The organism is Lysobacter yangpyeongensis (assembly GCF_042655745.1).
Taxonomy (GTDB): Bacteria; Pseudomonadota; Gammaproteobacteria; order Xanthomonadales; family Xanthomonadaceae; genus Agrilutibacter; species Agrilutibacter yangpyeongensis.
In genome coordinates, this window is sequence record NZ_JBHSNM010000002.1 from 646,163 (window position 1) to 663,455 (window position 17,293).

A 17,293-nucleotide genomic window follows, 5' to 3' on the forward strand; every position below is an offset into this window, starting at 1 on the left:
CGGCCGAGTCTAATCCCCCCGCCGTTCACGCCGGCGTTGTATACGATTGCCGCGGCATTGCAGCGGGCGTTTTCATCCAGGCGGCAGGTGCGGCGCGCACAGGCCACCATGCGCAGATGCCGGACCCAAGCCGCAGGATTTCGCTGCTTGCAGCAGGCACATCGATCAGTCGTCGGCCAGCCTGCTCGGCAGTCGCAGTCCCGGTCCGTGCGGGACACCGATGCCCGGATCGGTGGCATCAGGATCGCGGGCGCCTTGCTCCGGCACCTGCTGCCACGGATTGGCGAGAGCGCACCTACTGGTCGACGCTCTCGAGATCCGCTTCCTCGAAGCGCCAGTCCTTCCCGTCCCGGACCATCAGCACGCGGCCCGCGCGTTCGATGTCGTCGCGGTCCACGCCGCGCACCCACAGGATCGCGTTGTTCCCGTGCAGGCGACCGCGGGCGATCTCGGCCCGCAGCGGCTGGCCGTCGCGGGCCGACTTCAGCGCTTCCCTGGCCGCCGTCGGATCGTCCTCGGGATAGCGCCATTGCCCGTCTTCGCCGGCCATCGCGCGCAGCGCGGCCACATCGTCCTTCGCCAGCGCGTTCAGATACGCGTTGTAGGCCGCGCCCGGTGCGCCACCACCGGATGGCAGACCGCTGCCGGGCGCCGGCGTGATGTCCGCGGCGAAGCGCAGGTCGAACTGGTAGTCCTTGCCCATGAAATCTTCCGGCTGCGCGAGCGCGAAGCGGCCGGCGATGCGCCTGTCGCCCTGCTCCTCGAGCGCGAGTTCGCCGTAGCCGCCGCTGTTGAAACCTTCCGGCGAGAAGAACAGGCCGCAATCGCCGCCATCGACGGTGATGCACAGGCGGAGGTACCCGCCGGCAGGTTCCTGTTCGCGCACTGCGTCCATCGGGTCGAAGGCCGCCGCGACCTGGCCCGCATCGAGCGGCGCGGCGCTGAGGAAGACCAGCGTGTTGCGCTCGCCATCGTCCAGCGGCGCGTCCTCCATCACCGCGACCGCATGGCGCACGTCGAGACGCGTCTCGCCCATGCGGAAGTAGCCGCTGGCCTCGCCCGCGTGTGCGACGCCGGCCAGCGCAAGCCATGCCACGGCCACCGTCGCGACCGTTCTGAACGACATCGTGTGCATGTCCATCTCCGTCATCGTGACCCTTCCCATAGGACGCGAGCGCGGCGCCGGAACGGCCGCTCCGCGCTGCCTGGCATGCCGGAGCGGCGCCGGACGCTCGCCCGTGCGGCTCGCGCACATCCGGGCGGCATAATCGCGCAAACGGAGGTGGCGTATGCACGATGGTGGTCTCGAACTCGCGCTGGTGTTCCTGCTCGCCGCGGTGATCGCGGTGCCGGTGTTCCGGCGCTTCGGACTGGGCGCGGTGCTGGGCTACCTCGCCGCGGGCGTGGCGCTGGGGCCGCACGGCATCGGCGTGATCCGCAATGCGGACCGCGTGCTGACCGCGTCGGAGATCGGCGTGGTGATGATGTTGTTCGTGATCGGCCTGGAGCTGTCGCCCGCGCGCCTGCGGGTGATGCGCAAGCCGGTGTTCGGCGCGGGCGGCGCGCAGGTGCTGCTCAGCGGACTCGCCCTGGCCGTGGCCGCGATGCTGGGCGCGACGCTGCTCGGCGATGCGACCCTGAGCAACACCTTCGACTGGAAGGCGGCGCTGGTCGCGGGCCTGGGCCTGGCCCTGTCCTCGACCGCGGTCGGCCTGCAGCTGCTGTCCGAGCGCAAGGCGCTGGCGAGCGAACACGGCCGCCTCGCGTTCGCGATCCTGCTGTTCCAGGACCTCGCGGCGATCCCGCTGCTGGCGGCGATTCCGCTGCTCGGCCACGCGCGCGTGCAGGGCAGCGAACCGATCGGCCTGGCGGTACTCAAGGCGGTGGTGGCGATCGCGGTGGTGGTGCTGGGCGGCCGCATCGTGCTGCGGCACCTGTTCCGCATCGTGGCGCGCACGCGGATGCCGGAAGTCTTCACCGGTGCCGCGCTGCTGACCGTGCTCGGCGCGGCGTGGGTGATGCAGCTGGCCGGCCTGTCCGCGGGCCTGGGCGCGTTCCTCGCCGGCGTGCTGCTGGCCGATTCGGAATACCGGCACGAGCTGGAATCGCAGATCGATCCGTTCAAGGGCCTGCTGCTGGGCCTGTTCTTCATGGCCGTGGGCATGAGCATCGACGTGCAGCGCGTGCTCGCCGAACCGCTGCTGATCGCGGCGATCGTGCTCGCGTTCATGACGATCAAGTTCGCGCTGCTCGTCGCGGTGGGCCTGGGCCCCGGCGGCGCGGGCCGGCGCGAGGCCTTGCAACTCGCCGCGGTGCTGGCGCTGGGCGGCGAATTCGCCTTCGTGGTGTTCGGCGAAGCGGTGAAGGCAGGCCTGTTCGACAACGCGCTGCGCGATCGCCTCGTCGCCGCGGTCGGCGTGTCGATGGCGCTCACGCCGCTGCTGGTGATCTCGGTGTCGCGCCTGCTCGCGGCGCATCCGGTGGCGAAACCCAAGCGCGCCTTCGACGCGATTCCCGACGGCCATCCGCAGGTGCTGATCGCGGGCTTCGGCCGCTTCGGCCAGATCGTCGCGCGCATGCTCGCCGCGCACCGCACGCCGTTCATCGCGATCGAGAACGACATCGAGCAGGTCGATTTCTCCCGGCGTTTCGGCAACCTGATCTATTACGGCGATCCGGCCAAGCCAGACCTGCTGCGTTCGGCCGGCGCGGCGGGCGTGAAGGTGTTCGTGATCGCGATCGACAACCAGGACGACAACCTGCGCACAGTGGAAGCGATCCGCCGCCTGTATCCCGACGCGACCGTGTTCGCGCGCGCCCGCGACCGTCGCCACGCCTGGGACCTGATGGACCTGGGCGCGAAGGTGATGCGCGAGACCTTCCATTCCAGCCTCAAGCTGGGCGAACAGGTGCTGGTGGAACTGGGCGTGCCGGCGGACACCGCGCGCCAGCATGCGCAGCGCTTCCACGAGCACGACGAGCGTCTGCTCAAGGCGCAGTACGAAGTGCGCGACGACGAGGATGCGCTGAAGCAGACCGTGCAGGATGCGCGGCGCGAGCTCGAAGACCTGTTCAGCGCCGACGCCGGCGAAGGCGTGCTGGGCGAGATCGTGGCGGACAAGCCCGCGCGCGAGGACGCGGCCAGCCAGGCGTAACGGCAAACGGACGGGTTTCGACGACGGCCGCGGCAATGCGCCGCGGCCGAGCCGCGATCAGCAATCCTCGATCAGAGCGATCCGCGATCCGCGCTCAGCGATCGCGCAGAAAGCGCGCCATCGACACGTCCTGGCCCGGCGCCACCGGCGCGGGTGCGAGTTCGGCGGCGATGTCGACGAAGCCGCGCATCACCGCGATCTCGCGCGGCGTGCGGTTGAGCGTGTCGCGCTGGCCCGGATCGGCGCCGGCGCGCAGCAGCTTGAGCACCACGCGCATCAGCCCGTGCAGCGCGGCCAGGTGCAGCGGACCGAAGCCGCGCGGATCCTGCGCGTCCAGGCGCGCGTCGTGATCGAGCAACTGGTCGATGCCGGCCATCAGCACTTCCTCGTCCGCAGCCGATCCGGGTTCCGCGCGCGCCCCGAGCAGCAACAGCAGCGGCGTGGCGCCGGCGGCGGGCGCATCGGCTTCGGCGCCGGCCAGCAGCAACGTGTCGAGCAACGCGACCAGGCGCGCGCGCTCGCGCGCGGTGAACCCGAACATCGCCGCGCAATGCAACGCGGTGCGGCCCTGCGCGTCGGTGGCCTGCACGTCGGCACCGGCCGACAGCAGGCGCGCGGCCATGTCGGGCAGGCCGAGCGCGCAGGCGACCATCAGCACGGTGAGGTCGCCGGGAAGGCGCTGCTCGAGCGAGACGCCGGCGGCGATCAGGCGATCGACGACTTCGACATGGCGCATGCTCACCGCCGCGGACAGCGGCGTCGCGCCGGAATTCGCGGCGAGTTGCGGATCGGCGCCGCGCGCCAGCAGCAGGTCGACGACCGCGCGATGGCCGCCACCGGCTGCACGCAGCAACGCGCTGCAGCCCTGGCTGTCGGCGGCATCGACGGGCAGGCCGAGGTCGAGCAGGCGGCGCACCGCATCGGCATCGCCGACGATCGCCGCGGCGGGCACGTCCTGCGCACGCAGCGGGCGCCGCGGCAGCGGCCAGCCGCGCCAGTCGAGCCAGTCGGCGAGATCGCGGCGGCCCGAGGACAGCGCGACGCCCAGCGGCGTCTGCCCGTCGGCGGCCAGCAGGTCGGGCGCTGCGCCATGGGCGACCAGCTTCTTCAGCATCGCCTCGCGACCCAGCGCGGCGGCCAGGTGCAGCGCGCTCATGCCGTGGCTGTCGCGGCTGTCCAGGCTCACGCCGATCGCGAGCAGGCGGTCGACCAGGCGCGACCAGCCCAGGCGCACGGCCAGGGCCAGTGGCGGATCGCCGGCGGGCGACGGTGCGAAGGGGTCGGCGCCGCGTTCGAGCAGGTCCAGGGCGAAGTATTCGAGCCCGCGCGCCGCCTGTTCGCTGGCCGAGCAGGCGGCGAGGAAGCGTGCGAGGCCACCGCTGCCGGCCGGCGACACGCCGCGCCGCAGCAGCGCGTGCAGCGCCGGCAACGCGGCCGGGCCGCGGGCGAGCAGCACAAACAGCGGCGTGTCGCCGTTCGGGTCGCGCACGGACGGATCGGCGCCCCACAGCAGCAGGCGTTCGACCTGGTCGGCGCCGGGCGCGGGCGCTTCGTCGTGCAGCAGCGCGCCCAGTTCGGCCGGACCGAGCAGCTGCGCGAGCCCACCCAGTTCACTGCCGCGCCGCTCGTGCAGGCCTTCGCGCAGCAGCGCGGCGGGGGCGCGATCGGGCAGCGGTTCGCTCGCATCGGCGGCATCGCTCACCGCCGAGGGCAGCGGATAGGCGCGATCGAGCGCCGCGACCAGCGCCCAGCGCCCGGCTTCGGCCGCGCGGTCGATCGCGCGCTTGTCCTCGAAGTCGCGCGCGTCGGCATCGAGGCCGAGCGCCAGCAGGCGTTCGATCAGCGCGGGTGTGGCGTTCTCCGACATCGCCGCCAGCATCAGCGCGCCACGGCCGTGCGCGTCCACCGCGGCGACCTCGTGGCCGGGCGCGCCGCTGCGCGAGGCACCGGGCAACTGCGTGAGCAGGCGTTCGAGCACGGCGAGGCGGCCGCCACGCGCGGCTTCGAGCACCGGCGTGCGCGCCAGGCGATCGGTCGCGGCGGCATCGGCGCCGGCGGCGAGCAGGACTTCGACGATCTCGACATGGCCGGCGAACGCGGCTTCGTGCAGGGCGCTGCGGCCGTGCGCATCGCGCGCGTCGACCCTGGCCTTGTGCTTGAGCAGCAGCTGCACGCCGGCGACGTCGTCTTCCTCGCCGCCGGCCGCCGCGAGCAGCGCCGGCTGGCCGCCGGGCGGTTCGGGTTTGGCGCCGCGCTCGAGCAGGAATTTCGCCAGCCGCCAGTTGCCTACCGAGCAGGCGACGCCGAGCGGCGAGAGGCCGTCGACGTTGAGCGGATCGATCTCGGCGGCGGCATCGCGCAGCAGTGCGGCGACGCCCGGATCGGAACTGCGCGCGGCGTGATGCAGCGCGGTGTTGCCGTCATGGTCGACGGCGCGCGGATCGGCGCCGTTGGCGAGCAGGGTCATCACCGCGTCCGGGCGGCCGTGCCAGCTGTCGCGGGTGGCGGCGAGCAGCGGCGTCATGCCGGCGTGCGCGGCGTTGAGGTCGGCGCCGTGGGCGATGAGCGCGCGCAGCAGGCGCAGGTCGGGCAGCACCGCGGCGAGCACGGCGAGGCTGCGCTGGTCGCGGTCCTCGTGCGGCGGCGGCGCGTGCACGTCGGCCCCGGCGTCGATCAGCTGCAGGGCCTGCTCCACGCGACCGGCGCGTGCGGCGGCATACAGCTCGGCTTCCAGCGGCAGGCCGCTGAGCGGGAGTTCGCTTGCGCTCCCGGTGTCCGGTTCGACGTCGATTTCGGGTTCCGGCAGCGCGTCGGCCGGCGCGGTGCGCTGCAGGAGCCAGTGCAGCAGCGGCGAGGCAGCGACAAGCAGCGCCGCCAGCGACCAGCGTGCGGTCGCGCCCAGCAGGTCCGGCCACGCCAGCAGCACCAGCACGCCCAGCAGGACGGTGACGATCGCGGCGACGCCGCAGCCGCGCCAGGCGCCGGCATCGAGTTCGCCCAGCTCGCTCCAGTGCCGCGCGGGCGCGCCGCCCTCGGTTTCCATGCCGTGCCACAGCGGCCACAGGCGCCACAGCGCCAGCACCACGACGCCGGCCACCAGGCTCAGGCCCAGCGCCGCACTCAGCGAGCCGCCGTCGATCAGTGCCGACAGCGGCCAGGCCACCAGCGCGAACACCAGCACCGCCGCACCGCTCCACAGCGCCGCCAGCCAGCCGGCTTCGACCAGCAATGCGCGCGGCGCGGCGAATTCGCGGCCACGCCGCTGCGCCACCGCCAGCGCGAACGCGGGCTGCGCCAGCAACGCGGCGACGGCCGCGATCCCGCCGAAACCGGCGAGGCCGGCCAACGCAATACCGCATGCGAAGGCGATCCAGGCCATGACCTGGCGCGGGCTGCGGGCCGCGGCCCGGGCCGGCGCATCGGCGGGCTGCACGTCGGGCGCCGTTGCAATCGCCTCAGGCATCGGTGCCCCAGTCATCCGTCATCGGGTCGGCGACCGTCGGCGGAAACTGCAGGTGGAAGCCGCGCGCGGCGAGGTTGCCGCGCACCACCTCGACGTCCTCGCGGGCGAGCCGGCGTTCGGGTGTCAGCGCCACCTCGAGCACGAACTGCAGGCTGCCCAGCTGGCTGCGCAGCGGTTCGGGCAGGCGCGCGAAATCGTCGCGCGCCCCGAGGTACACGTAGGTGTCGGCCTTGCGCAGGCTCTTGTAGACGTAGGCTTGCATGCGATCGGGGGACGGACTCGCCGCGTGACAACGCGTACAGCATAACCGTCCGCATCCGCGCGGGGAGCATTTTCACGCTCGAAAATGGGCGCGTTCACCGGCCTTTTTCATCGGCCGCGTGAAGGCGCGGCCGTGCTCGCCCCGGGCGACAGTGCAGCCCTGCGTGGGGAGCAGCAGTGCGTCAGTGATACCCCGCGTCCGCCGCGACCTTGCCCCTGAACACGCTGTACGACCACCACGTGTAACCGAGGATCGCCGGCAGCAGCACGATCAGGCCGACGCCGACGAAACCCTGCGACGCCGGCGGCGAGGCCGCGTCCCAGATCGACAGGCCCGGCGGCACGATGTTCGGCCAGATGCCCAGCACCAGCCCGGCGAAGCCGAGCGCGAAGAAGCACAGCGTCAGCAGGAACGGCGCGGCGTCGCGCCCCTGCCGCATCGCCGCCCGCCACAGCGCGAACGCATTGAGCAGCGCCAGCAGCGGCACTGGCGCCAGCCACCAGAAATTCCCGCCTTCGAACCAGCGCGCCATGATCCGCGAGTCCAGGAACGGCAGCCACGCACTGACCAGGCCCATGAACGCCACCACCACCAGCACCAGCGGCCGCGTCAGCGTGCGCGCGATCTGCTGCATGCGGCCTTCGGTCTTCAGGATCAGCCAGGTGGAACCCAGCAGCGCATAGCCGAACACGACGGCGACGCCGGTCAGCATCGAGAACGGGCTGAACCAGCCGAACGCACCGCCGACGTACTTGCCGCCCTGCAGCGGCATGCCCTCGACCAGTGCGCCGAGGATCACGCCCTGCGCGAACGCCGCGAACATCGAGCCCAGCGCGAAGGCCGCGCCCCACGCTGGCTTCGCCCGCGTCGCCTTGAAGCGGAACTCGAAAGCGACGCCACGGAACACCAGCGCGATCAGCATCAGCAGCACCGGCAGATACAGCGCCGAGAGCACCACCGCATAGGCCTTGGGAAACGCCGCGAGCAGGCCGGCGCCACCGAGCACCAGCCAGGTCTCGTTGCCGTCCCAGATCGGCGCGGCGGTATTCATCATGTGATCGAGCTGGTGCTCGTCCTCGGCGAACGGCGCGAGGATCCCGAGCCCGAGCACGAAGCCGTCGAGCAGCACGTACATCAGCACGCCGAAACCGATCACGGCGAACCAGATGATGGGGAGCCAGTAGTCCATCGTGTTTCCTGTGCGGTTGGGTGCGATCTGCCGTTGCGCCTGCGGCGTCGTGATTGCTGGTGCTGGTGCTGGTGCTGGTGCTGGTGCTGGTGCTGGTACTGGCGCTTCTGCTTCTGTGCTTCTGCTTCTGCTGTGCTGCTGCTGTTGCTGTTGCAGCTCTTGCCGTTGCCGTTGCTATTGCTGCTGCTTTCGCCCTTGCTCGTCATTCCTGCGAAAGCAGGAATCCAGTGCCTCCCGTCTTCCGATCAGTGATCGAGAATCTCCCCCCACAGATCCCGCCAATACGGATTTCCTTTCTCGATCAACTCGATCTTCCACTGCCGCTTCCACGCCTTGACCTGCTTCTCCCTCGTAATCGCCGCCTCCATCGAGCCGTGAAGTTCGTACCAGACGAGCATCGTGACGCCGTGGCGGCTGGCAAATCCGTCTAGCGCGTGTTCGCGGTGCTGCCAGACGCGCTGGACGAGTGCACTGGTGACTCCCGTGTGAGCGTCGCATTACGGCCACTGGCCAGAATGTAGACGGCGGGTTGCTTCATCCTTGAAGACTCCGTGGGGCAAAGGCACTGGATTCCTGCTTTCGCAGGAATGACGGGCAAAGGCAAAGGCAACAGCAAAAACAACGGCGACGGCGGCATCGGCGACGGTAACGGCGGCAACGGCGGCAACGGCGGCAACGGCAACGGCAAAAGCAGTACTCATGCCCCCCTCCCCGTCGCCGCATCCTCCACCGCCCGATCCCCCACCGACAGCGGACGCGCCGGCGTGCGTTCGCCCGCGTCGCGCTCCGGCACCGGCTCGTGCGGCTGCGGTCCCTTTCTGATCAGCTTGAGCAGGTACCAGATGCCCGCGCCGAACACGGTGAAGTACACCGCGGCGAACACCAGCAGCGAGGTCGCGACGCTGCCCGCGGCCAGCGTCGGCGTCACCGCCTGGGCGGTGCGCAGCAGGCCATAGACCACGTACGGCTGGCGGCCGATTTCGACCACGTACCAGCCCGCCAGCAGCGCAGCGAAGCCGGTGAGCGTCATCGCGCGCCAGCCGTTCAGCAGCCACGGCGTGTCGAACAGGCGCCGGCGCCGCCATTGCCACAGCGAAGCGATCACGACCAGCAGCATCAACGTGCCCAGCCCCACCATCACGCGGAAGGCGAAGAACACCGGCGCGACCGGCGGGCGGTCGTCGGCGGGCACCGATTTCAGCGGCTGGATCTCGCCATCCAGCGAATGGGTCAGGATCAGGCTGCCCAGCCGCGGCACGGCGACTTCGTAATCGTTGCGCTCGGCTTTCTGGTCGGGCAGCGCGAACAGCACCAGCGGCACGCCCTCGCCTTTCGGACCCGCTTCCCAATGGCCTTCGATCGCCGCCAGCTTCACCGGCTGGTGTTCGCCGACGTTGAGCCCGTGCTGGTCGCCGACGAAGATCTGCACCGGCACCGCGATCGCCGCGAACACCACCGCGAGTTTCAGCATCCGCCGCCCGGCCTCGACGTGCACGCCGCGGCGCAGGTAACCCGCGCTGACGCCGCCGATCACGAAGCAGGTGGTGATGAATGCCGCCAGCACCATGTGCGCGAGCCGCACCGGGAACGAGGGATTGAACACGATCGCCCACCAGCTCGCCGGCTCGAACACGCCGTCGGCGGTGAGCGTGTAGCCCTGCGGCGTCTGCATCCAGCTGTTGGCCGAGATGATCCAGAAGGTGGAGATCAGCGTGCCCAGCGCGACCATGCAGGTGGCGAAGAAGTGCAGTTTCTCCGGCACGCGCCTGGCGCCGAACAGCATCACGCCGAGGAACGTCGCCTCGAGGAAGAACGCCGTCAGCACCTCGTACGAGAGCAGCGGCCCGAGAATGTTGCCCGCCTTCTCGCTCAGCACCGCCCAATTGGTGCCGAACTGGAAGCTCATGACGATGCCGCTGACCACGCCCATGCCGAAGGACACGGCGAAGATCTTCAGCCAGAAGAAATAGAGGTCGCGCCAGACGGTGTCGCGCGTGCGCAGCCAGCGGAACTCGAGGAAGGCCAGCCAGCTCGCCAGGCCGATGGTGAAGGCCGGGAACAGGATGTGGCAGGAAATGACGAAGCCGAACTGCACCCGCGACAGGAACAACGGGGACAACCACGATGCATCCACGCGACCTCTCCGCGGCACGTGGGGAGCGCCGCGGCTGCGTATTGTGCGCCGCAAATCCCGCCGGGAACAGGAGCAGTTGCACGAGGCCCCGACCGGAGCAGTCGCGCGCGACGCCTCGCACGCATCGCATCACCCAGGCCTCACGGCGCATGGACGCGGAGTTCACCTCCGCCCGCGCAGGCTCGACCCGTACGGTATCGACCGCGGCGAAGGAGTGCGCGATGGACAGGGCGCCCGACGGCAGCAGCGATGGCGGCAGCCTGTCGCTGTGGATGGATACGGCAACCGTTCCGGAACTCCCGCCGCTGCCCGGTTCGCAACGCACGCAGGTGTGCGTGGTCGGCGCCGGCATCGCCGGGCTGACCACCGCGTATCGGTTGGCCGCGATCGGCAAGGACGTGCTGGTGATCGACGAGCGCGGCCTGCGCGGCGGTCAGAGCGCGCGCACCACCGGCCACCTGTGCAACGCGCTGGACGATCGCTATTTCGAACTGGAACAGCTGCACGGCGGCGAACGCGCGCGCGTGGCGGCACAGAGCCACGGCGCGGCCATCGACATGATCGAGGCGATCTGCACGGTGGAGCGCATCGACTGCGATTTCGCCCGTGTCGACGGCTACCTGGTGCAGGGCCTGGGCGATCGGCGCGCGGGCATCCTCGATCGCGAATATGACGCCGCCTCGCGCGCCGGCGTGGCCTGCGAGCGCGTTCCCGGCGCACCGGGCGCGCTGGCGGGGTTCGGCGATGCCCTGCGTTTCCGCGGCCAGGCCCGCTTCCACGTCCTGCGTTATCTGGCGGGACTGGCGCGCGCGATCGAAGCCGCGGGCGGCCGCCTGCACGGCGCGAGCGCGAGCCACGTCGAAGGCGGTCGCGAGGCGCACGTGCTGACCCACGACGGGACGCGCATCGACTGCGACGCCATCGTGGTCGCCACGCACGTGCCGTTCAACGACCGACTCGCGCTGCACACCAAGCAGGCCGCGTACCGCAGCTACGTGATCGCCGCGCGCATCAGCGCCGGCGAGGTGCCCGACGCGCTGCTGTGGGACACGCTGGATCCGTACCACTACGTGCGCAGCGCGCGCGCCGACGGCGTCGACTGGCTGCTCGTCGGCGGCGAGGACCGCAAGGTCGGGCAGGACGAACACCCGCAGCGGCACTTCGCCGAACTGGAACGCTGGACGCGCCAGCATTTCCCCATGGCCGGCGCGGTCGGTTATCGCTGGTCCGGGCAGATCATCGAGCCGATCGACGGGCTCGCCTTCATCGGCCGCAATCCCGGCCGCGCCCACAACGTCTTCGTCGCCACCGGCGATTCCGGCAACGGCCTGACCCACGGCACGATCGCCGGAATGCTGATCGCCGACCTCGTCGAAGGCCGCGATTCGCCGTGGCGCGAGATCTACGCGCCCGACCGGCGCACGCTGCGCGCAGCCGACGAGTACCTGCGCGAGAACCTCAACTTCGTGCCGTACTACGGCGAACTGCTCAGCGGCGGCGAGCTCGACGACAGTTCACGCATCGGCGTGGGCCAGGCCGCGATCCTGCGCGACGGCCTGCACAAGATCGCCGCGTGGCGCGACGACGACGGCGAACTGCACCTGCATTCGGCCGTCTGTCCGCACCTGGGCTGCGTGGTGCATTGGAACGCGGCCGAATCCAGCTGGGACTGCCCCTGCCACGGTTCGCGCTTCGATCCGCGCGACGGCGCGCGCCTCAACGGTCCGGCCGATCGCGGCCTGGCGCCGGCCGGTTCCGCGGTGGCGCGGCGGGCCGGCGACGCGCACCAGGCGCCGCACGCGACGCACTGACGCCGGCTTGCCGGTCCTGTGCATTCGGCACCGGTCGCGACGCGGCATGACCTTTGGCCCGGTCCGCGACGGGCACGGCTGCTAACCTGCCGCCCGGTTCTTTCCACCGGTCACGCCCATGCGCCGTCTGCTGCCGCTTTCCGTCCTGCTGCTCGCTACTTCCGCCCTCGCGCAAACCCCGATCACGCTCGACCAGGCCATGGCCGACCCGGACTGGATCGGTTCGCCGGTCGAACAGGCGTGGTGGTCGTGGGATGGCAAGCAGGTGCAATACCTGCTCAAGCGCGAAGGCGCCGCGATCCGCGATACCTACCGCCAGCCGGTCGATGGCGGCGCGGCGACGAAGGTCGACGGCAGCGCGCGTGCGGAGCTGGACGCGGCCACCCCCGTCTTCGACGCTGGCCATGCGCGCATGGCCTTCGTGCGCGGCGGCGACGTGTTCGTGCGCGACCTGCGCAGCGGCGCGCTCACCCAGGTGACGCGCACCGACGTCGCCGAAGCCCTGCCGCAGTGGAGCCGCGACGGCGGCCTGGTCTTCCGCGTCGGCAACGACTGGTACCGGTGGCGCGCCGGCACCGGCGTCGCCCAGGCCGCGGTGGTCAAGGCCGAGAAGGATCCGGGCGCCGCGCCCAAGGCCGACGACCTGCGCGAACGCCAGTTCGACATGCTCCGCACGCTGCGCGACGACAAGGCGCGCCGCGATGCCGCGCGCGAACAGGACGAGCGCTGGCGCAGCGAGGATCCCTCGCGCGCGCCGCTGCCGGCCTACCTCGGCAACGACGTCACCATCGTCGACAGCCTGCTGTCGCCCGATGCGCGCTGGCTGCTGGTGGTAACCACCGCGAAGGACGCCGACGCCGGCCAGGCCGGCAAGCTGCCGCGTTACGTGACCGAGTCGGGTTACGAGGAATTCGAGGAAGCGCGCACCCGCGTCGGCCATAACGCCCCGCTGCCGCAGAAGTTGTGGCTGGTGGAAGTGGCCACGGCGAAGGTCACCGAAGTGAAGTTCGATGCGCTGCCCGGCATCAAGGACGACCCGCTGGCCGCGTTGCGCAAGGCGGCGAAGCAGGAGCCGCTGAAGGGCAACCGCGACGTGCAGGTGCTGACCAGCGGCGACAACAGCGGCCCGCCCTCGATCCGCTGGACCGACGACGGCCGCAGCGTCGCGGTGATGATCCGCGCGATCGACAACAAGGACCGCTGGATCGCCACGCTCGACCTCGCCAGCGCGAAGCTGCAGCCGCGGCACCGCCTCACCGATCCGGCGTGGATCAACTGGAGCTTCAACGATTTCGGCTGGACGCCGGACGGCCAGCTGTGGCTGCTGTCCGAAGAAGGCGGCTATTCGCACCTGTACGTCGGCGCGGAAACCGGCAAGCCGCACCCGCTGACCTCCGGCAAGTGGGAGGTGTCGGCGCCGCAGCTGTCGGCGGACGGCGCGACGTTCTACTTCCTGTGCAACCGCAAGTGGCCGGGCCGCTACGACGTGTGCGCGGTCGGCCGCGACGGCAGCAACCTGCACGAGGTCACCGACCTGGGCGGCGTGGAGGACTTCACCCTGTCGCCCGACGGCCACCAGCTGCTGGTACGGCATTCGGGCAGCTACCTGCCGCCGCAGCTGTCGGTGGTGGACATCGCCACCGGCAAGGGTCGGCAGCTCACCGATACGCGCACCGACGCATTCAAATCGCGCGAATGGATCCAGCCCGAATACGTGCAGGTGCCCAGCAAGCACGGCGCGGGCACGGTGTGGGGCAAGTTCTACGGCCCGAAGACGATCGAGCCCGGGAAGAAATATCCGATCGTGATGTTCGTGCACGGCGCCGGCTACCTGCAGAACGTGTACGAGCGCTACCCGAACTACTTCCGCGAGCAGATGTTCCACAACCTGCTGGTGCAGCACGGCTACATCGTGCTCGACCTCGACTACCGCGGCTCGGAAGGCTACGGCCGCGACTGGCGCACGGCGATCTACCGCAACATGGGCCATCCGGAGCTCGAGGATTACCTCGATGGTCTCGACTGGCTCGCGACCAACAAACAGGGCGACCGCGACCACGCCGGCATCTACGGCGGCTCCTACGGCGGCTTCATGACCTTCATGGCGCTGTTCCGCGCGCCGGGCACGTTCAAGGCCGGCGCCGCGCTGCGTCCGGTGGCCGACTGGTCGCAGTACAACCACGAGTACACCAGCAACATCCTCAACACGCCGGAACTCGATCCCGAGGCCTACAAGGTCTCCTCGCCGATCGAGTACGCCGACAAGCTGCAGGACAACCTGCTGATCGCGCACGGCATGATCGACGACAACGTGTTCTTCAAGGATTCGGTGATGCTCACGCAGCGCCTGATCGAACTGCGCAAGGACAAGTGGGAAATCGCGCCGTACCCGATGGAACGCCACGGCTTCACCCATCCGGACGCGTGGTACGACGAGTACCGGCGGATCTACGAGCTGTTCGAGCGGACCCTCAAGTGAGCGGACGCACCGCGGCTGCGTGGCTGCTGGCGATCGGTGCGACGGCGTGTGCCGTCGCGCATGCCCGGGAGCGGTCGCTCGATGACGTACGCGTCTATCGCACCGCGATGGACTACCGGCTGATCGCGGCAGCCTGCGCGCAACGGCTCCCCGCGCTCGCCGTGCCCTTGCGCGCGGCGCTCGCAGGCTGGGAGCAGTCGTACGCCGAAGAGATCGCCTCGGGTCGCGACATGGATGGCGAGTCCAACGTGGGCGCGCCGACAGCGGAGCACCGCGCGGAGTTCGAGCGTCGTCACGCGGAGCCCCTCGCCAACGATGCGCCCGGGCACTGCGCATGGGAGCTGCGCGCGCTGGAAACGGGCCTGTCGCTGCCCTTCAACGGACGCAGCCTGACCGACCGGAAAATCCGCCTGGCGGCGTACCTGCAGGGCCAGGAAGCCTATGCGGAGTGCGGCAACCCCGCATCGATTGATGCCGAGGTGCTGAGCGAATCCGCCGACGTCGTATCGGAACGCTGGGTGTTCAACGGCTGCGGGGCCGACGCCGACGAGTCGATACCGATGCGGATCGGCTATGCGCCGACCGAATCGCGGGTGCTTTCCGTGGCGCTCGAGCGCACCGCTGCAGACACCGCCGCAGGCTCGGCCGGTGCCGTCGCGCCCCACCGCGCCTCCGCACTTCCGGATCGACCGCAAGGGATGGATTGCCGCACGGCATTGCAGACCCTGCGGCAAGCCGCGCATGCGGCCGAGGACAAGGCGCTGCGCCTGAAGTCGGTCTATGAACGCGATGCATCGGCCGCGAACGAGATGAACGCGATCCGGGCGGCCGAGGAATACGCCGATGCCCTGCTGCCGCTGATTCCGACCGAAGCGGAGTGCGGGGACGGCTGATCGCGTCGACGTCCGTCGACGTCGTGGAAGGTTCACCGTCGTCCGGCCGCACGCGATTCCGGACGCGCCGCACGCCGCCCTACAATGCGCCGATGAACGACTTCGACACCGTCCGCGACTACCTCACCGGCCTGCAGGACCGCATCTGCGCCGCGATCGAAACCGCCGATGGTCGCGCGCGCTTCGTCGAGGACCGGTGGGTGCGCGAAGAAGGCGGTGGCGGGCGCACACGCGTCCTGCGCGACGGCGCGGTGTTCGAGCAGGCGGGCATCGGCTTCTCGGATGTATCGGGCACCAAGCTGCCGCCGTCGGCGAGCGCGGCGCGGCCGGAACTGGCCGGCGCCTCCTGGCGCGCGGTCGGCGTGTCGCTGGTGTTCCATCCGCGCAATCCCTACCTGCCGACCACGCACGCCAACGTGCGCCACTTCCGCGCGATGCGCGACGGCGAAACCGTGGCGTGGTGGTTCGGCGGCGGCTTCGACCTGACGCCGTTCTATCCCATCGACGAGGACGTCCTGCACTGGCACCGCACTGCGCGCGCGCTGTGCGAACCGTTCGGCGGCGCGGCGCGCTACGCCGCGCACAAGCAGTGGTGCGACGAGTACTTCTTCCTCAAGCACCGCGGCGAAACGCGCGGCGTCGGCGGGCTGTTCTTCGACGACCTGCACGGGGACTTCGAGCGCGAATTCGCCTACCTGCGTGCGGTGGGCGACGGCTTCCTCGACGCGTACCTGCCGCTCGTGGAGCGCCGCCGCGACACGCCCTACGGCGAGCGCGAACGGCAGTTCCAGCTGTACCGGCGCGGGCGCTACGTCGAATTCAACCTGGTGTTCGACCGCGGCACCCTGTTCGGCCTGCAGAGCGGCGGGCGTACCGAATCGATCCTGATGAGCCTGCCGCCGCTGGTGCGCTGGGAATACGGCTACGCACCGGAAGCCGGCAGCGCCGAGGCGCGCCTCGCCGATTACCTGCGGCCGCGCGACTGGCTGGCGGAACTGGGCTGACGAAGCCGGACCGGCTGCGTGCCGACCGCTCAGTGCGCGCCCGACTTCTGCTGCCCCGGCGACGGCTTCGGAATGATGGTGATGTGGCCGTTGGTTTCCAGCACGGCCTGGTGGATCTCGTCGACATCCGACAGACCCGCTTCGCGCATGGCCTTGTCGAAGTCGGCGCGACTGACCAGTTCGCGCTTGAGCACGTCGCGATGCACATGGCCATCGTGTACGAGGATCACCGGCTCGCCCTCGACCACCTTGCGGATGCGCGGATACCGCGCCGACACGAACGCGACTCCGTAGTTCAGCGCCAGCAGCGTCGCCGACAGGATCACCGCCGCCGACAGCGAGTTGTCGCCCCCGTTCAAGCCGTTCTGCACCGCATTGCCGATCAGGATCAGCAGCACCAGGTCGAACGGCGTGAACTGCCCGACCGCGCGCTTGCCGGATATCCGCACCAGCACCATCACCGCGAAGTACACCAGCACCGCCCGCAGCACGAACTGGTACCAGGGCAGACTCAGCTGCAGAAGACTTGCGGACCCGTCGCTCATGGCGCTACTCCCCGGTTCGTGCCGCGAACGTAGCGCAGCGGCGGCGCAGGCGCAGTAAACGCGGGAGCCGCGAAAGGCAGCTCGCTGCGCTCGCCGCCCCTCACCCGCCCCGATGGGGCACCCTCCCCGCACGCGGGGAGAGGGAATTCTGCCCGCAGGCGAGAGGGATGTATGCCCACATACGGGTGAGAGGAATCGCTCGCACGAAATCGCCTTCGAGCGGCTGCGAAGAACGACTCATCCAGGCACCCCAAAGCTTTCTCGGCACGCTCCTTTTCTCCGCTCTTCCTCCAGGCTCCATTTCCAGGATCTCTCTGGTGGAAAGCCCCCTTGGTAAGGGGGCGCGGCGACAGCCGCG

Annotated in this window: 12 protein-coding genes and 1 pseudogene; 5 read left to right on the top strand and 8 right to left on the bottom strand. The window is 70.3% G+C overall.

Annotated features, from left to right (window positions below; all coding sequences use genetic code 11):
* Positions 1-295: 295 nt before the first annotated feature.
* Positions 296-1,135, bottom strand: coding sequence for a hypothetical protein (locus ACFPN1_RS09745; protein ID WP_386754705.1), 840 nt, complete (start codon positions 1,133-1,135; stop codon positions 296-298).
* A 154-nt stretch (positions 1,136-1,289) separates the two neighbouring features.
* Between ACFPN1_RS09745 and ACFPN1_RS09750 the strand changes: the two genes are divergently transcribed.
* Positions 1,290-3,155, top strand: coding sequence for a monovalent cation:proton antiporter-2 (CPA2) family protein (locus tag ACFPN1_RS09750; RefSeq protein WP_386754706.1), 1,866 nt, complete (start codon positions 1,290-1,292; stop codon positions 3,153-3,155).
* Positions 3,156-3,249: 94 nt separating this feature from the next.
* On the opposite strand, the gene ACFPN1_RS09755 is transcribed toward ACFPN1_RS09750, so the two are convergent.
* From ACFPN1_RS09755 to ACFPN1_RS09780, 6 genes and pseudogenes are all read right to left on the bottom strand, one after another.
* Positions 3,250-6,534: an ankyrin repeat domain-containing protein gene (locus ACFPN1_RS09755; RefSeq protein WP_386754863.1), complete on the bottom strand. Its 3,285-nt coding sequence runs from the start codon at positions 6,532-6,534 to the stop codon at positions 3,250-3,252.
* A gap of 76 nt (positions 6,535-6,610) precedes the next feature.
* Entirely contained in the window at positions 6,611-6,880 is a 270-nt protein-coding gene (locus ACFPN1_RS09760) for a YcgL domain-containing protein (RefSeq protein WP_386754707.1), read from the bottom strand.
* Positions 6,881-7,061: 181 nt separating this feature from the next.
* A complete protein-coding gene (gene cydB, locus ACFPN1_RS09765; RefSeq protein ID WP_386754709.1) occupies positions 7,062-8,069 on the bottom strand; it encodes a cytochrome d ubiquinol oxidase subunit II in 1,008 nt (335 codons plus the stop codon).
* Between the two features lie 245 nt (positions 8,070-8,314).
* Positions 8,315-8,494: pseudogene (locus tag ACFPN1_RS09770) on the bottom strand (GIY-YIG nuclease family protein); the annotation flags it as partial.
* Positions 8,495-8,566: 72 nt separating this feature from the next.
* Positions 8,567-8,770, bottom strand: a complete 204-nt coding sequence (locus ACFPN1_RS09775; RefSeq protein ID WP_386754710.1) for a hypothetical protein — start codon at positions 8,768-8,770, stop codon at positions 8,567-8,569.
* Positions 8,767-10,188 (bottom strand): cytochrome ubiquinol oxidase subunit I, encoded by a 1,422-nt coding sequence (locus ACFPN1_RS09780; RefSeq protein WP_386754712.1) that lies wholly within the window; start codon positions 10,186-10,188, stop codon positions 8,767-8,769. Before ACFPN1_RS09780 ends, ACFPN1_RS09775 begins: the two co-directional genes overlap by 4 nt.
* 236 nt (positions 10,189-10,424) lie before the next feature.
* On the opposite strand from ACFPN1_RS09780, the gene ACFPN1_RS09785 reads away from it, so the two are divergent.
* From ACFPN1_RS09785 to hemF, 4 genes are all read left to right on the top strand, one after another.
* Positions 10,425-12,014, top strand: a complete 1,590-nt coding sequence (locus ACFPN1_RS09785) for an FAD-dependent oxidoreductase (RefSeq protein WP_386754713.1) — start codon at positions 10,425-10,427, stop codon at positions 12,012-12,014.
* A 118-nt stretch (positions 12,015-12,132) separates the two neighbouring features.
* Positions 12,133-14,493, top strand: coding sequence for a prolyl oligopeptidase family serine peptidase (locus tag ACFPN1_RS09790; RefSeq protein WP_386754714.1), 2,361 nt, complete (start codon positions 12,133-12,135; stop codon positions 14,491-14,493).
* Positions 14,490-15,386 (top strand): hypothetical protein, encoded by an 897-nt coding sequence (locus ACFPN1_RS09795; protein WP_386754715.1) that lies wholly within the window; start codon positions 14,490-14,492, stop codon positions 15,384-15,386. Before ACFPN1_RS09790 ends, ACFPN1_RS09795 begins: the two co-directional genes overlap by 4 nt.
* Before the next feature lie 92 nt (positions 15,387-15,478).
* Positions 15,479-16,390, top strand: coding sequence for an oxygen-dependent coproporphyrinogen oxidase (gene hemF, locus ACFPN1_RS09800; protein ID WP_386754717.1), 912 nt, complete (start codon positions 15,479-15,481; stop codon positions 16,388-16,390).
* A 29-nt stretch (positions 16,391-16,419) separates the two neighbouring features.
* On the opposite strand, the gene ACFPN1_RS09805 is transcribed toward hemF, so the two are convergent.
* Positions 16,420-16,935 (bottom strand): DUF421 domain-containing protein, encoded by a 516-nt coding sequence (locus ACFPN1_RS09805; protein ID WP_386754718.1) that lies wholly within the window; start codon positions 16,933-16,935, stop codon positions 16,420-16,422.
* Between the last annotated feature and the right edge of the window lie 358 nt (positions 16,936-17,293).

Bases quoted from the DNA above. Each gene is read 5' to 3' on its own strand.
- ACFPN1_RS09745 (WP_386754705.1), bottom strand. From the start codon at position 1,135: ATGCACACGATGTCGTTCAGAACGGTCGCGACGGTGGCCGTGGCATGG.
- ACFPN1_RS09750 (WP_386754706.1), top strand. From the start codon at position 1,290: ATGCACGATGGTGGTCTCGAACTCGCGCTGGTGTTCCTGCTCGCCGCG.
- ACFPN1_RS09755 (WP_386754863.1), bottom strand. From the start codon at position 6,534: ATGGCCTGGATCGCCTTCGCATGCGGTATTGCGTTGGCCGGCCTCGCC.
- ACFPN1_RS09760 (WP_386754707.1), bottom strand. From the start codon at position 6,880: ATGCAAGCCTACGTCTACAAGAGCCTGCGCAAGGCCGACACCTACGTG.
- cydB (WP_386754709.1), bottom strand. From the start codon at position 8,069: ATGGACTACTGGCTCCCCATCATCTGGTTCGCCGTGATCGGTTTCGGC.
- ACFPN1_RS09775 (WP_386754710.1), bottom strand. From the start codon at position 8,770: ATGAGTACTGCTTTTGCCGTTGCCGTTGCCGCCGTTGCCGCCGTTGCC.
- ACFPN1_RS09785 (WP_386754713.1), top strand. From the start codon at position 10,425: ATGGACAGGGCGCCCGACGGCAGCAGCGATGGCGGCAGCCTGTCGCTG.
- ACFPN1_RS09790 (WP_386754714.1), top strand. From the start codon at position 12,133: ATGCGCCGTCTGCTGCCGCTTTCCGTCCTGCTGCTCGCTACTTCCGCC.
- hemF (WP_386754717.1), top strand. From the start codon at position 15,479: ATGAACGACTTCGACACCGTCCGCGACTACCTCACCGGCCTGCAGGAC.
- ACFPN1_RS09805 (WP_386754718.1), bottom strand. From the start codon at position 16,935: ATGAGCGACGGGTCCGCAAGTCTTCTGCAGCTGAGTCTGCCCTGGTAC.